Source organism: Clostridium sp. TW13, assembly GCF_024345225.1.
In the GTDB taxonomy this organism is placed as follows: Bacteria; Bacillota; Clostridia; order Clostridiales; family Clostridiaceae; genus Inconstantimicrobium; species Inconstantimicrobium mannanitabidum.
The window spans coordinates 1,099,778-1,116,748 of sequence record NZ_BROD01000001.1 but is presented as its reverse complement, the minus strand read 5'-3'; the positions used below and the strand labels follow the sequence as shown (position 1 = coordinate 1,116,748).

At 31.3% G+C, this 16,971-nt stretch carries 10 protein-coding genes; 2 read left to right on the top strand and 8 right to left on the bottom strand.

The window, feature by feature from the left end; translation table 11 throughout:
- Window positions 1-172 precede the first annotated feature (172 nt).
- The gene (locus OCU47_RS05305) at window positions 173-3,010 is read right to left on the bottom strand and encodes an alpha-L-rhamnosidase (RefSeq protein ID WP_261827553.1); all 2,838 of its coding nucleotides are present in this window, start codon (window positions 3,008-3,010) and stop codon (window positions 173-175) included.
- Between the two features lie 188 nt (window positions 3,011-3,198).
- Here OCU47_RS05305 and OCU47_RS05300 point away from each other — a divergent pair, with 188 nt between their 5' ends.
- Complete coding sequence (locus OCU47_RS05300) at window positions 3,199-4,203, top strand: AraC family transcriptional regulator (RefSeq protein WP_261827552.1); 1,005 nt, start codon at window positions 3,199-3,201, stop codon at window positions 4,201-4,203.
- A gap of 52 nt (window positions 4,204-4,255) precedes the next feature.
- On the opposite strand, the gene OCU47_RS05295 is transcribed toward OCU47_RS05300, so the two are convergent.
- The 6 genes from OCU47_RS05295 to OCU47_RS05270 all read right to left on the bottom strand — a co-directional run bounded on the left by OCU47_RS05295 (window position 4,256) and on the right by OCU47_RS05270 (window position 14,047).
- The gene (locus OCU47_RS05295) at window positions 4,256-5,923 is read right to left on the bottom strand and encodes a glycoside hydrolase family 43 protein (RefSeq protein WP_261827551.1); all 1,668 of its coding nucleotides are present in this window, start codon (window positions 5,921-5,923) and stop codon (window positions 4,256-4,258) included.
- A gap of 95 nt (window positions 5,924-6,018) precedes the next feature.
- The gene (locus tag OCU47_RS05290; RefSeq protein ID WP_261827550.1) at window positions 6,019-8,208 is read right to left on the bottom strand and encodes a glycoside hydrolase family 3 N-terminal domain-containing protein; all 2,190 of its coding nucleotides are present in this window, start codon (window positions 8,206-8,208) and stop codon (window positions 6,019-6,021) included.
- 114 nt (window positions 8,209-8,322) lie between these two features.
- Window positions 8,323-9,180, bottom strand: coding sequence for an AraC family transcriptional regulator (locus OCU47_RS05285; protein ID WP_261827549.1), 858 nt, complete (start codon window positions 9,178-9,180; stop codon window positions 8,323-8,325).
- A gap of 271 nt (window positions 9,181-9,451) precedes the next feature.
- Window positions 9,452-12,286, bottom strand: coding sequence for an alpha-L-rhamnosidase (locus tag OCU47_RS05280; RefSeq protein ID WP_261827548.1), 2,835 nt, complete (start codon window positions 12,284-12,286; stop codon window positions 9,452-9,454).
- Window positions 12,287-12,305: 19 nt separating this feature from the next.
- Window positions 12,306-12,605 (bottom strand): hypothetical protein, encoded by a 300-nt coding sequence (locus tag OCU47_RS05275; RefSeq protein ID WP_376778026.1) that lies wholly within the window; start codon window positions 12,603-12,605, stop codon window positions 12,306-12,308.
- A gap of 56 nt (window positions 12,606-12,661) precedes the next feature.
- On the bottom strand, window positions 12,662-14,047 hold the full coding sequence (locus OCU47_RS05270) for an MFS transporter (RefSeq protein ID WP_261827546.1): 1,386 nt from the start codon (window positions 14,045-14,047) through the stop codon (window positions 12,662-12,664).
- A 317-nt stretch (window positions 14,048-14,364) separates the two neighbouring features.
- Here OCU47_RS05270 and OCU47_RS05265 point away from each other — a divergent pair, with 317 nt between their 5' ends.
- On the top strand, window positions 14,365-15,468 hold the full coding sequence (locus OCU47_RS05265; protein ID WP_261827545.1) for an AraC family transcriptional regulator: 1,104 nt from the start codon (window positions 14,365-14,367) through the stop codon (window positions 15,466-15,468).
- A 69-nt stretch (window positions 15,469-15,537) separates the two neighbouring features.
- Here OCU47_RS05265 and OCU47_RS05260 read toward each other — a convergent pair whose 3' ends face one another.
- Window positions 15,538-16,806: an MFS transporter gene (locus tag OCU47_RS05260; RefSeq protein ID WP_261827544.1), complete on the bottom strand. Its 1,269-nt coding sequence runs from the start codon at window positions 16,804-16,806 to the stop codon at window positions 15,538-15,540.
- Window positions 16,807-16,971: the final 165 nt, after the last annotated feature.

Here is a 16,971-nt window from a genome sequence, read left to right as displayed (position 1 = left end):
ATGCAAATAATCATCTTAGATGATAAAATCTAACACCATTTAATGTAACATAATACAAGAAGAAAGTAGCTATGTAGCAGACTTAGAAATTATTTTTGATAATTTAATACAACATGCTACAAAAAGAAGTATCCAAAGCTATATACTACTTCAAATACTCCCTCTTAAATATTTATATCATTACATCAATTTTAATCTTATTTAGCACATTATCTAATTCTTCTAATATTTCATTTGTTACAGGTGAAAATGGTGCAAAAGATAATTCTCTTAAAGTTTGATGACCGCTTCTTTCAAGCATATCTTCTGTTACTATCATCGGTAACTTTTCTTCTATTATATTTTTAACTGCTTGATTTGAAACTAATTCTCCCAAACTAACATCAACACCATAATATTTAATATAAGGCACCTCTGGAAAATAAGCAAATTCATATGATCCACTGATTAATTCTACAATTACATTTTCGCTGCTTTGGCTTGCATTAAGTTTAGTTTCTTTTAAAGATTTGCTATTTACTTTTACATTTTCTAATTTTGCATTAGGTAAAATTAATGACGCTGATGCATTAAATGGAATTACAAATTTAAATTCTAAATTTCCTTCATCAGTAATCTTCCATTCACTTTCATATGTTCCTACAGCTGACTTATAGATTGCTTTTGCACATTTTAAACGATAGTCAGGCATAGGAGTTAACTTAATATGTCTAAAGCCTGGTGTATCCTCTACTGGATTTATCCCTACCATATATCTATACATCCATTCTACAATAGAACCATATGCATAATGATTTAATGAATTCATATCTGTGCCACTTATTTTTCCATCTGAAAGCACAGAATGCCAACGTTCCCAGATTGTTGTTGCTCCCATTGTAACTGCATATAACCAGCTTGGATAGTCCTTATTCAATAATAAGGTATAAGCTAAATCATTAGATCCATTTTCTGATAACACCTTGCAAAAATATGGAGTTCCAACAAAACCTGTTTTTAAATGATTTTTATCTTTTTTAAGCTTTTCTCTTAAATCATTTGCAACCCTTTCCCTCTTCTCTTCTGGTGCTATATCCATAAATAATGCTATTATCAAGGCAGTTTGAGTATTGATTGTCATACGTCCATTTTTACTAAAATACTCATCTCTAATTGCTTCTCTAACTTCATTCGATAATTTTTCATATTCTTTTGCTATTTCTTCTTTTCCTAATACTTTTGCAGCCTTTGCAACAAGCATTGAGGAATAACAATAATATGCTGAAGATATAAAAGGTATATCTGTCCCCCCTGTTGGAAAAGCAGGATCTGTCCCATCTAAAGCTAACCAATCTCCAAAATGGAAACCTGTTGTCCATAGTCTTTTGCTTCCAGAATCATCATCAGCTTTTTTGACAAAATCGACCCAAGCTTTCATGCTTTCAAACTGCTGCTCTAAAATTTTCTTATCTCCATATTGAACATATACATTCCAAGGTATTATTGTTGCTGCATCTGCCCATGCACTAGAACCACCACCTGGAAGACCTGCTGCTGGTACAACCATAGGCACCATTCCATTGGTCTTCTCTTGCTCACGTCCAAGATCATATCCATACTTACTAAAGAAAGCAAAGGTATCCATATTGAAACATGCTGTTCCAGAGAAAACTTGTGCATCACCAGTCCATCCCATACGCTCATCACGTTGAGGACAATCTGTAGGGATATCTAAAAAATTTCCTTTTTGCCCCCATAATGCATTTAAAAACAGTCTATTAACCAAAGGATTACTTGTTTCTATATGTCCTGTTACTTCCATGTCAGAGTATAGTACGCAGCCAGTAAAATCATCTACATTTATTTCTCCATACCATCCATCTACCTTAACATATCTAAATCCATAGAAAGTAAAATATGGCCTAACAGTGACTTCTTCGCCATTAGCTATATATTTGTATTCAGCTTTAGCTGTTCTTAAATTATCTCTATAGAAATTCCCCTCTTGAAGTATCTCACCATATTGAAGAGTTATTTCAGATCCTTTTGGAGCCTTTGTTTTAAATTCAACCCATCCAACCATATTTTGACCGAAATCAAGGACTATTTCTCCCTCTGGTGCTTTAAGTATTTGTACAGGCTTTAACTTCTCTTTTATTTTTACTGGTAAACTTAATCTTGCTTTTAACTTATCTACTCCTAATCCTATCTCTTTTACATTATAAATACTTGTATCCTCAAAAGTAGAATCATAAATTTCACCATCATAAATGTTGCCCTCTAAAACCTTACTCTTTCTGGCCTTCCAAGTCTCATCTGAATTTATTATAAGATTACTCCCATCCTCAAAATCTACAATTATTTCACATATTAAAGCGAACTTCTCTCCATATATGTTCTCTACACTATTAAATCCAAAACGTCCTTTATATAATCCATTTCCTAATGCAACATCAACTTTGTTTTCACCTTGAACCAGTACATCCGTAATATCATAAGTTTGATATTGAATCCACTTATCATACGCATTAAAGTTTGGAGAAAGATATTCATCCCCAACCTTTTTATTGTTAATATTCATTTCATAAAGACCTAACCCACTTGTGTATACACGAGCTGATTTAATAACTTTTTCTATGTTAAATTCTTTACTTATTATAGGATGTATTTTATTATCCCAATCTGGTGTTATCCACTTTCCATCCCAAGCTTCATCAATTTTAGCTGTTTCAAACCAAGCAACTTCACTTGTTGCAGTATCTCCATTATCCCCCCACACAGTTACTCTCCAGTAATAACGAGTTCTTGTTTCTAACTTTATAGGCAATTCAAAAGCTAAACTATCTATTTCCTCACTTCTTCCACTATTAAAAACTACTTCTGAAAAATTTTTATCAAGAGCCACCTCAATCTGTGCAGCCACCTGCTTACTTGCTGTTGTTTCACATGTTATAAACGATAAACTAGGTTTTCCTAAGTCAAACCCTAATGGATTTGTAATATGATTTGTCTTTAGATTAACTATTTTCATAATTTGAAATCTCCTTTAAATTAAACTTTCCATTCTCTCTGTATTAAATTTCAATCAATTGTTTATATTATAATTTTATAATACGTTTACATTATAATTAATAGCAGTATTATGCTGAAATATTATCATTTATTACGATTTGTGTTATAATGAAACCACGAAAAACTAAGGAGTAAGGAATAAGCATTATGGATTCAAAAGATTTGGATATTTATTTAAGAAAGTTTAATGATATGGAATATAATAACCTTGAAACTCTTACAAAAAACTATAATTTTAATAGCATAAACGAGACACTTGAAAACTTTAAGGATATAAAAATTTCTTCCCTTGACATTGAGAAGATTATTGAAATTCCTAATTTAAATTTAGAAAAACTATCTTTCATTAAGCACAACCGTTTCGCTCCAGTTAATAATCATAAGCATAAGTTTATTGAAATGTCTTATATATATTCAGGTCAAATTAATGAAGTAATAAATGGTACCCCTATTACTTTAAAGAAAGGTGATTTAATAATTTTAGATACAAATGTAATTCATTCAGTAGATGTTACTGGTACTAATGATATTATGCTTAACTTTCTTATTAATAGAGAATACTTTAATAATTCTTTTTTTAATTATTTGGATTCAGAAAATGTAGTGACAAGCTTTTTACTTCATGCACTTTATGAAAGTCATAAATATAATACATATTTAATTTTTGATACTGAAAAAAATGAGTTCATTCATAATATAATATGTAAACTTACTGAGGAACTAATTGCTCCAAACTTAAATTCCACTGCCATAACAGATAGTTGTGTCATAATATTATTTTCTGAATTACTAAGAATATATAACTCACAAGAAAAAAATAAAGACAATGCTAATTTATCTAAGCAAACTAAATTGGCCATTGAAATTTCCAATTATATTTCTTCTAATTATGAAACAATTAGTCTTGCTTCAGCTGCTAAGCATTTTCATTTTACACCTAACTACTTTAGTAATATTGTTAAAAAGTACACGGGCCAAAATTTTAAAGATCTGATTTTGGATGAAAGACTGAAAAAAAGCTCTTATCTCTTAAGAAATACAAACTTAACTATTGAAGAAGTTATAGAGAAAGTTGGAATCTCAAATATTCAGTTTTTCTATAAAAAATTCAAAGAACACTTTGGCGTAACCCCCCATAAATATAGGAAATAACTTTCTAATTCAAAAGGCCCATCTCCCAAGATGGACCTTTTCATTACCATAATTATAGTTTTCCTTTATAATCAAACCAATCAAAATCAGCAACATTATCACTTTCTTTACCATTACTGCTTGCAAATAAACCTATATATGTTCCTACAAATCCACCTGCAACATCAGAACTTAATATTCTTCCATCTATATCTCCTGCTAACAATTCCATTTTGTCTAAAGATTCTCCATAATAAAAGCTATACTCTTGTCCTCTAGCAATCACCTTTAAATAAATTACTTGTGATGAAAAGACTTTCTTTATAAGTTCACTTTCTATATTCTCATAATTAAAAGTTCCGTTTATAAAGTCAACATTACTTTTTGATACACATTTCATTAACCTAATAATCTTTTGGTCATTTTCAATTGCATATTCTAATCTAAATTGGTGATTATCATTTTGAACTAATGCAATTCCAGCTGTTTCACACTCATTTTGTGGATTAAACTCCATTTTTGTAACTACTTCAAAATTCATATGCTGCTGACGTCGTCCAATAAAACTAGGACTTTTATTGTTTCCTTCTTTCTTGAAATTCGTAAAAGGTCCAAATGGAGGTGGACTAAGAGTATCCAGCATTGATGCCTCTCTAACCTTTAATCTAAGAAATCCCGGCCTTTCTGTTAAGCTCCAAAATTGTTGTTTAGGTGTACGAATAGTGTTCCAGTTAAAGTTTAATATTCCATTTTCAAAATCATCACGAATCTCAGGTTGATTTTTAACAGAGGCTGGTAAGCTAGGCATTGGATATGTAAACTCTATTTTTCCAGTGCCAGGACTTACTATAGGCCATTCATCTTCCCAGGTTACTGGAATTAGGAACGTTTCTCTTCCAAGATTTTTATAAAATCCTCCATAAGGGCGAGAAGCTAACGCAACCATATACCATTCACCGTTTTGAGTTTCTATCAAATCTCCATGTCCTGCATTTGAAATAGGATATCCTTTACCAAGATGTCTATGCGTTAATATTGGATTTCCTGGATTCCCTTCATAATGACCCAGAATATTTTTGCTTCTTGCAATTGTAACTGAATGATAATGCTCAGTACCACCTTCTGAAATAAGCAAATAGTAGAAGTTATTAACCTTATATAAGTGAGGTCCCTCAACAAAACTTGCATTTTTCATAGCACCTTTCCAAAGGGTATGACTGTCACCTTTTAATTTCATAGTATTTAAATCAATTTCTTGAATCCAAATTTCATGATCCCCCATATACTGAGGATTCTGCGAAGTTCTAGTTCCTGTATAATACGCTTTACCATCTTCATCAAAGAACAATGAAGGATCTATTCCCTCTGCACCTTCAATCCAATATGGATCTGACCAAGGTCCATTGGCATTTTCAGACATTACAATAAAATTCCCTCCATCATTCATATTTGTAGTTATAACATAAAATACTCCTTTATGATATCTTATAGTTGGTGCAAATATTCCTCCTGAATAGCCTGCTCCGTCTAAATTCAACTGACCCTTCCTATCTAAAACGTGACCTATCTGTTTCCAATTTACAAGATCTGTACTTTTAAATATTGGTATGCCAGGGAAAAATGCAAAACTTGAATTAATCATATAATATTCTTCTCCAACACGACATATTGATGGATCTGGATAGAATCCTGGTAAAATAGGATTACAAAAATTTTCTTTACTTATATCTTGTGTATTCATCTAAGCCACTTCCTTTGATTGTTAATTAGATATTTAATAATACTTATTAATTTTATTTTTATCGCTACTTTGCTTTTCATTATCTTAATAAATTTCTACTTTAATTCAACTTCTATTTCTAAACACTTATTTAAACTTCCACCAGCATAAATTTTAAACATACCTACTTCCACAATATAATTCATGCTGTTATCATAGTAACCTAACTCACTTACTGGAATTATAAAGTCAACTTTTTTGCTTTCACCTTTTTCTAAGGTTACTTTTCTAAAAGATTTTAGTTCTCTTACTGGCCTAACTCTTTTAGCTGCAACATCTTGAATATACAATTGAACAGTTTCCTCTCCATCCATTTCTCCTGCATTTGTAACTGTAATAGATGCTCTTAGTTGGTTGTCTTCTATGACAGCTTGTAAATCTGAATATTCATAGGTTGTATAGCTTAAACCATACCCAAATGAATACACTGGCTCTGATGGAATGTCTAAATATTTTGATGTAAACTTAGATTTTCCAGCTGGGCGTCCTGTAGATGGATGATTATAGTAACACGGACATGCTCCCGTACTCTGAGGGAAGGATACTGATAGCTTACCACTTGGATTATACAAGCCTAGTAAAATTTCTGCCACTGCATTTCCTGCTTCTATTCCTCCATGCCATGCTTCTAAAATTGCTTGTACATGTTCAGAAACCCAAGAAATAGCTAGTGGTCTTCCATTAACCAATACTGCCACAACTGGTTTTCCTGTTTCGTATAGAGCTTTTAATAGCTCCTCTTGTTCTTGTGGAAGTGAAATATCTGAGCGGCTTGCAGCTTCTCCTGACATTTCTTTTATTTCTCCAACCACAGCTACAATCACATCACACTCTTCAGCAATATGATTTACCGCACTAACATCTACCTTACTATCTTTAATACATGCTTCGTATTTTAGCTTATGAAATTTTGCTTTTAATCCTTCCAAAATACTGATGCAATCTTCATCATGCCCATTAATTGCCCAAGCACCCAGCATTTGTCCCTTGCTTTCTGCCAAATTTCCCACTAAGCCAATTTTCTTATCTGAACTTAAAGGAAGAATATCTTCATTTTTTAAAAGTACCATTGATTTCAAGGCTGCTTCCTTAGCCTTTTCTCTAAATTCAGGTTTTAATATTGTATTTTCTTCTTTTACCTTATTTGTCTGATATGGATTTTCGAACAATCCTTTCTCCATTTTTAGTTTTAAAACTTTATATGCTGTATTATCAACTAAGGATTCTTTAATCTTTTCTTCTTCCACCAATTCCTTTAAATAAGTACTATAACTTTTTGATGACATGTCCATATTCATTCCAGCTTCTATTGCTAATTTTGAAGCTTCCTTTTGATCTTCTGCAAATCCATGATTAACAAGCTCTGCAATCGCATTAGCATCGCTAACCAAGAGGCCACCAAATCCACATTCTTCTTTTAATATATTATTCAATAAATAATTATTTGCTGTTACCGGAACTCCATTTACATCATTAAAAGAAGGCATTATACTGGCAACGCCTACATCAATTGCTGCCTTAAATGGTGGTAAATAAACTTCGTGTAGTTTTTGCATGGATATATCGGTAGTATTATAATCTCTTCCACTTTCTGCTGCACCATAAGCTATAAAATGCTTAGCACAAGCAAGTAATCTATCTTCTTGTGCCGGATTACCTCCTTGAAAACCTTTAACTTTTGCTCTAGCAAAAACACTGTTTAAATAAGTATCTTCACCTGCTCCCTCACTTATTCTTCCCCATCTAGCATCTCTTGCTACATCTATCATCGGTCCAAAAGTCCAGTGTATTCCTGAAGAAGTAGCTTCCTTTGCAGCCATTTCAGCAGTTTCCTCCCACAGTTTTGGATCAAAAGCACAACTTTCTGCAAGTGGAATTGGGTATACAGTACGCATTCCATGGATAATATCTGCCCCAAATAATAGTGGAATACCAAGACGTGATTCTTCAACTGCAATTTTTTGAAGATAATTTATCTTTTCAGCACCATATAAACCATTGAAAGAACCTATTTTCCCAGCTCGAACATCATCTTCCCTCAAGTCTTCTTTAGCTGTACTAATAAGCTTATGGAATTCTTCTTCGCTTATTCTGCCATCAAACATCATATCTAATAATTCCTCAAAGGACACCTCAAAGGCTCCTACAAGGGAAGGTCCTAGTTGCTGCAATTGTCCAATCTTTTCTTCTAAGGTCATTTGATTTAATAGAGATATAATTTGTTCATGTTGCTTTTCTGTTATCATTTGTCTTTCCATCCCCTTAATAAATTTTCGTATAAACTCAATGTTTTATAATATAATTATAAATTTTGAGATATACAAAATCCTTGTCTTTTTTAATCTAAAAAGGGGTATTTTTTAACCTTTTTTATTTTTTCTATATTCACCTGGATTAGAACCATAAACATTTTTAAATAGTTTATTAAACGCTTTAACATCTGAAAATCCATTTTCTATAGCAATATTGATTATTGATAAATCTGTATTTATAAGTTCTCTGTATGCACTTTCAAGTCTTAAACTGTTTAAATATTTGATATAGGATATTCCCATATACTTCTTAAAAAACTTAGAAAAATATTGTGGAGTCAAATTCACCTTTTCTGCTACCATCTCTAAAGACAAATCTAATTTTTTGTTATCTTTTATATAATCTACTATTTCAGTTAATCTATCTAAATTCTTTCTACTACTTATACTTTCTTTATCAGGCTTACTTATACTAAAGTTTGTTACTAACTCAAACAATATGTCAAAGATTAAACTATATGATTTCAATATGTATCCATCTTTTCTTTCGTTATATATACACTCCAAATCTTTTAGCATACCTTTTAACTTAGAATATTTGTTACCATCCTCTGATTTCAAAGTTGAATTACATACAAATGAAATGCCGTCTATATTAGGATAATATATTTTTACAAACTCATAAGGAATTTGCAACAAAACTCCTTCACCATTCTGTTTATATTGTGATGAATGAATTTCATTTATGTTAATAGCCATTAAATTATCATGACCTAATTCATATTTTTCTGAATTAACCCATAAATCAATGCTCCCTGTAATAATATAAAATATCTCTATATTACTGTGCCAATGTTTAGTTATTGTATTTATATGATTAGGATCTTCTTTTGAAAGAACTTTCCCGTTATATAATTTAATTGGAATATCATCGTTAAATTGTATCATTTCATGTTTAAAATCCATATTGCTTCTCCTGCTAAAATATATGTCATTATCTTTTTCCTTTCATTATATCCTTGATAAATATTTTGAACAATTATTATTTGAAATTATAACTTTCTGCTAAAATATTATTAATTAGTGCTATTACAAATCAAAACATATAATATTAAAAGGAGGAATTGCCTTAGTAATTGAAATAGACTTCAGTTCCATTGACATATAACAAACAAGGTTATCTCAGAAAATTCACATTTTCAAGATAACCTTGTTTTAAAAATTATAGTATTTTATACTAATCTACACTAACTTTAATTGTACCTAATTTCTTATCAAGCTCATCTAATACTACACTTGATACTGGGAAGAATGGCATATATGATAATTCTCTTGGAGATTTATCTCCTACCTTTCCAATCATATGCTCTTCTAACAATATAGGCAATGTTTCAACTAATGCCTTTTTAGTTTCTTCATTCTTTACCAATTCCTCATAACTCCATTGAGTACTGTAATATTTAACATAAGCTACCTGTGGCACATAGTAAAAATCATATACACCGCTAACTAACTCAACAGTAACATTATCACCACTTTGGCTGGCATTAAGCTCAGTTTCTTTTAAAGACTTGCCATTTACTTTTACATTTTCTAATTTTGCATTAGGTAAAATTAGTGATGCTGATGCATTGAATGGAATTACAAATTTAAAGCTTAAATTTCCTTCTTCGCTTATTCTCCATCCACTTTCATATAGTCCTACCGCTGAATTATAAGTTGCCTTTGCATATTTTAAACGATAATCAGGCATAGGAGTTAATCTAATATGTCTAAAACCAGGTTTATCTTCCACAGGATTTATTCCTGCCATGTATCTGTACATCCATTCTACAATAGATCCATAGGAATAATGATTTAATGAATTCATATCTGTGCCACTTATTTTTCCATCTGGAAGTACAGAGTTCCAACGTTCCCAAATTGTTGTTGCTCCCATAGTTACTGCATATAACCAACTTGGATAATCCTTATTTAGAAGTAATGTATAAGCTAAATCATTACAACCACTTTCTGATAAAGACTTACATAAATATGGCGTTCCAATAAAACCTGTTTTTAAATGATTTTTATCTGCCTTAAATCTTTCCTGCATATCTGCTACTACTCTAGCTTTTTTACCCTCTGGTACTAAATCCATATAAAGTGCAAGAATATATGCTGTTTGATTTTTTAGTGCTAAACGTCCAGTGCTTGTAAAATATTCAGCTCTTATTGCCTCTCTAATTTCATTAGCTAAAGTTTCATATTCCTTAAATAATTCTTCTCTATTTAATACTTTTGCAGACTTTGAAACAATCATTGAAGAATAGTAATAGTAAGCTGATGCAATAAATGCTGTTTCAGTTCCGCCTGCAAAACTATTAGGATTTTCTCCATCTAACGCAAGCCAATCTCCTAATTGGAAACCTGTTACCCAAAGTCTTCTTGAACCTGAATTTTCATCTTGTTTTCTGATGAAATCCACCCATGACTTCATACTGTCAAATTGCTGTTCTAATATTCTCTTATCTCCATATTGAACATAAACAGTCCATGGTATTATTGTAGCTACATCTGACCAACCACTGGAGCAACCATCCCCTGTGCCTGCTACTGGTACAATATTAGGTACTTTTCCACCTAATACTTCTTGTTCACAAGCTATATCATAAACATACTTATTGAAAAAAGCAAAGGTATCCATGTTAAAGCTTGCAGTTCCTGAGAATACTTGAGCATCCCCAGTCCAACCTAAACGTTCATCACGTTGTGGGCAATCTGTTGGAACATCTAAAAAGTTGCCTTTTTGACCCCATAATGCATTTAAGAATAATCTATTTACTAAAGGATTGCTAGTTTCTATATGACCTGTTAGTTCCATATCAGAATATAACACACAGCCTGTAAAATCTTCTTGTTTTACTTCTCCATGCCAACCACTTACTTTTACATACCTGAAACCATAGTATGTGAAATGTGGTCTGACTACAGATTCTTCTCCATTTGCTATATATTTAAATTCACATTTTGCACTTTGTAAATTATCTCTATAGAAGTTGCCGTCTTGAAGAATTTCACCATATTGTAGTGTTATTTCAGTTCCCTTAGGTGCTTTAGTCTTAAACTCAATCCAACCTACCATGTTTTGACCTAAATCAAGAACTGTTTCTCCTGCAGGAGTTGTAATTACTTCTACTACATTTAATCGTTCTTTTATTTTTACAGGCAAACTTAGCCTTGCTTTTAATTTTTCATAACCTATTTCAATTTCTTCAACTTCATAGATAGCTTGTTCAGCTAAAGTTGAATCAAGAATCTCTCCATCATAAATTCCACTAGCTAAAACTTGACTTTTTCTTGCTTTCCAAGTTTCATCAGAACTTACTATAGTACTAGTTCCATCTTCAAAATCTATGACAACTTCACATAATAAAGCAAACTTATCACCATATAAATTCTCTGTTCTAGAAAGTCCAAAACGTCCTTTGTACATTCCATTTGCAAGAGAAACATCAATTATATTTTCTCCTTGTTTTAAACTATCTGTAATATCATAAGTTTGATATTGTAACCACTTATTGTAAGCGTTAAAGTTTGGTGCAAGATATTCATCTCCTGCTTTTGCCTTATTTATATTAATTTCATATAAACCTAAACCACATACATAAGCGCGAGCTGATTTTATTTTCTTGTCCACATTAAATTCTTTAGTTAAAACAGGGTGAACGGAAGAGTCTAATTTAGGCGTAATCCATTTTGAAGTCCAAGGTTCACTCATTTTAGCTGTTTCAAACCAATTTACATCACTGGTTGCAACCTCTCCATTATCTGTCCAAACTGTTACCTTCCAATAGTAACAAGTTCTTTGCTTTAACTGTATTGGTAATTGAAAACCTAAACTATCTATGTCTTCACTTTTCCCGCTATCAAAAACAACTTCATTGAATTCTTTATCCAAAGCCACTATAACTTGTGCTGCTTCTTGTTTCTTTGCATCTGTTTCAATAGTTACAAATGAAATAGATGGTTGTCCTAAATCAAATCCTAATGGATTTGTAATGTGATTTGTCTTTAACTTAATTACTCTCATACTTAATTCTCCTCTTCTGCTAATTATAATTGAAAATCACAGATATCTCCTTGATTTCTCCTCTAGAATTTTTTCTAATTGCAAATTTCTTAATATCATTACAACCATTTTGTAATTGATAATTTAATTCTGTTATAGTTGCTTTAGCCTTCTTGGTCATTCCACCATCCTCAACCACAATGAATCTATCTTTCTTGCAAGTTAATTCATCATTTGCATCATCAATAACTACATAATATTCTGGCCTTTCTTCTATTATCAAATACTGCTTTCCCACTGTAAGGCTTGAACACAATTGGTTGTTTACACATTTTCCCATCAATTTAAACACCTCATTAACTTCATTTTATAATATAAAAATATACTCCTACTATTTTAATGTTTTAATATCTTTCTTGAATTAAGTTGCTCTAAAATGTCTGAATACTCACCATCTAATTTATATATAGACATTATTACTATTTCAACTACTGTAATAAATACTGGTATTATTATGAATAATGCGTTTATTCCAATCAAAGCTGATGATGATTGTACTTGCACACCACCAATGTAGCCTGTCATTCCTAAGACCCATCCTATAAGACCTGATCCAAGTCCACTACCTATCTTAGTTCCAAAACTTTGCGCACTAAATATTAGGCCTTCCTGTCTTATTCCATTTTTCCACTCACCATATTCAACAGTATCTGCAAGCATCGGTCCTTGAGTCCATTGTGTAGCTGTACCAATTCCTTTTACGATTACTCCTGCTGCAACAATCATAAGATTGGCTCCACCCAAAAACATAATTGAATAGCCTACAGCCATTAATATTAATCCTGCAATCAACATATTTCTCTTGCCGAACTTTCTAACCAATGGATATCCCAAAGGTATACATACAAACATAGGAATCATGCTACATAATGATAAAATCCCAACTGCTGCTGGATTCTTTAATATGTATTGTGCAAAATACACTGTGGCTCCCATGCTAAGTGCCATTACTATATTTGAACAAAAACCATTTCCAGTTAGAATAAGCCAATACTTATTTTTAAATAAATACTTAACTTCATCCTTTAAATGTCGTTTTTCCTTTTTAGAATTAACATTTTCCTGTTCACTACCAACTCTTTCTTTTGTATTGGCAAATGCTAATAAGAATAACGCTGCAGAAATTGCTCCAAAAACCACAAATGTGATTGTCCAAGCTGTCTTTCCTCCTCCAAATGCATTTACCAAAGGTAATGTTCCCATATTGATAGCTAAACTGCCCACTGTAGTCATTATTGATCTTATAAAACCAATATTTTCTCTTTCTTTCTGATTTTGAGTAACCAAGGAACTTAATGAATAGTATGGTATTACTGCTGCTGTATATATAATACAAAATGTATTATATGTTATAAAAATATATATTAGCTTTCCTACTTCACCTAATTCAGGCACTGTAAACAATAGGATTCCGGCTATACCATAAGGAATTGCCATCCTTAAAAGCCATGGTCTAGCCTTACCATATTTAGAATTAGTTCTATCAGTAATAAATCCCATCATAATGTCTACAACACCATCAAATATCTTTGATATAAGCATTATTGACCCAACAGCTGCTGCACTAACTCCTGCTACATCAGTATAATAAAAGAGTAAAAATGCTCCCATTGCTGTAAATAATAAATTTATACCAACTTCTCCTGAACTGTAAGATATCTTCTCTTTATAACTTAGTTTCACATCTGCATTATGCTTATTGTTCTTTATCGCTTGCTCCATATATACGCCCTCCAATTTATTCTTTATAATATTCATTTACTAAGATGCTCTTTAAACCGTTTTCATAAAACACAAAAATAAACTTATATTTATAATAATTTTTCTCATACTACTAAAAACGTTCATATCTAAAATATCTGTCCTAATCATCCCTCTCTATTCTTCTTATGTAAACATTTTAACTTATAAGATAATATCAATCCATGATATATAATCACCTAAATTTGATTTTTTTTTAGATTAGTAAATTCATAGAATTGTATCATAATTTCTATTTTGTTATACTTTATATACAAATGAAAGGACGGTAATGCAAGATGATTGAAATGTATACTTCTTCTGGAATAATTCAATCTATTTTAACAAAATCTTATTTAAATACTGGAAAAAAGAAAAGTTTTGGGGACGCAATTATTGAATTGTATAAAAAAAATAGTTATGTAACCATTAAGCCTAGTTTACCTGAAGAATCTTTCTGGAATTGTTTATCAGATGATGAATTTTTAGATTTGCTGAACAACATACCAATTTCTATGAATACTGTTCTCGAAAATAGAGATATAACAAAATTTTCAGAGTTAAAAGAAGCAATTATACTTAGAGAACGAAATGATATTTTTGTAAATAAACACTTTAATTATATAAATGACCACACACATTCACATGACTATTTTGAAATTTATTATGTGTTCAAAGGTAACTGTGAATTTCAATTTGAAAAAGAACACCGTACTCTTGAGGAAGGTGAGCTATGCATCATTGCTCCTACATCATTACATAATATAATTGCAGATAATAGTGATTCTATCATAATATCTATTGCTATTAGAAAAAGTACTTTCGATAACACCTTTTTTCCACTACTCTCACAAAAGGATTTACTTTCTTACTTTTTCAAGACAATACTTTATGATAAAACCTCACCAAATTATCTTTTATTTCACACTCAAAATTCAACAGATATAAGAATTATAATTAAAAATCTAATCATAGAAAATAATAAAGACGATTTGTATTATAATAATTGCAGTATAAGTTGGGCAAATATTCTTTTCTCAACTATTTTAAGAAATTATAGCAAAACAATTCAATTTAATAATTATGCTATAGGAAGTGAGTTTTCCTTAATCATTCAGTATATACAAAATAATTATAAAACTCTTACTCTAAGTTCTCTTGCTGAATATTTTCACTATAGCGAAGCCCATTTAAGCATACTAATAAAAAAGAATATTGGCTTAAAATTCACAACTCTATTAACTAATTTAAAAATGGAAGATGCTAAGGAATACCTCTTAAATACTGATTTATCTATAGAAAAGATTTCAGAAGCTGTAGGTTATAATTCTGTTGAACATTTTTCTAGAACCTTTAAAAAACATTATGGCTACTCACCACAGCAGTTTAGAAAATTACAATAGTACCCTACATATAAATAAGCCTAGAGTATAAGCTTTATCCTCTAGGCTATTTATCAACTAATTCTTCTTTTACTTATTACGATTCTCTTTGCCTATTTCAGGTATTGGTAATACTACCAAGGCTGAAAGTATCGAGAACCCTGCAAGCATCAAGAAGAAGAATGTATATCCATCATCTCCCATTAGCTTTGTTCCCAAAGCTATAAGCATTGGAGCTAAAAATTGAACTATTGCTGATGATAAGTTTACTGTTGTATTCATTATTGCGATATCTTTACCTGCGTTCTCTTTAGATGGTAATATTCTATTAACTAATGCATTATCTACTGCTGTATACATACCAAATCCAAAGTTAAAGAAGAAGTTTCCTACTATTACAAAAGTAACACTACCTGAGAATGCAAATGCAATCATACAAACTCCTGTTATTAATGCTGCTAACATTACAAAAGGCTTTTGTTTTCTTATCTTATCTGATACAAAGCCTCCAAATATTCCTGATAAAACCATTAACATTATCGCTGGTGATTGATATGCCATAACTCTCATGATATCTCCTTCACCAAGATGGAATCTCATTATATAGAAAAGAGTTAACATACTTAATCCCGCATTTGTAACATTTATAAACAACTTAGTAAGAAGTGCCCATGTATATTCTGGATATTTCTTTACACTTGGATAGAAGTTCTTTAACCCTTCACCAAAGCTTTTCTTCTTTTCTACTGTTCCTGTAAATTGAGTATCTTTAATAAGAACTGCTGCTGATAATCCGCCTATAACTTGAATAATTATAATTGCTAAAAGCTTTTGTTGAACAGGTACATCTGCATATATTCCAAGTACAGCTTGACCAATCATAACACAGATTGGAGCTGCTGCACCAAACAATCCAGATACTCTGCCAAATCTCTCTGGATCAACTTGCTCTGGTACTACTGCATAACAAGATAAAGTAACCATTCCATAGAAGAAGTTTGCTAAGCAATAACCTATTATAAGTACTGGTACTGAATTAGCATAAGTAAATGTCAGCATTGATAGTGCTCCACCTATGCTCCCTGCAACCATCCAAAATCTTCTTCTTCCCATCTTAACTCTTGTTTTATCTGCTATAGCTCCACCTAATGGAGATGTTATAACTAAAAATATTCCTGTTATTCCTCCTACCATACCATATACAGCTGTTGCATTTTGAACCCCTACTATTCTTATAATATTAAAGGTTGCTAACCCAAATCCTAATAATACTAAAGGTGCTATTGATGTGCCTAATCCAAGTACTGCACCTATTAAAAGTCTTGCAAAAGGTGTTCTTTGAAATTGTTGATTTCCCATATAATTCCCCTCCATTATGTAATTAATTCATGATAACCTTTTCATCTTTAGTTTTTGAAAAGGTTTTCTTGTTTATGTAATCATTTTATCATCAAAAAAAATATCAATCCATGTAATATTTTTATTCAAATCCGACGTTTTTTTAGATGAATTTTTAGAATTAAA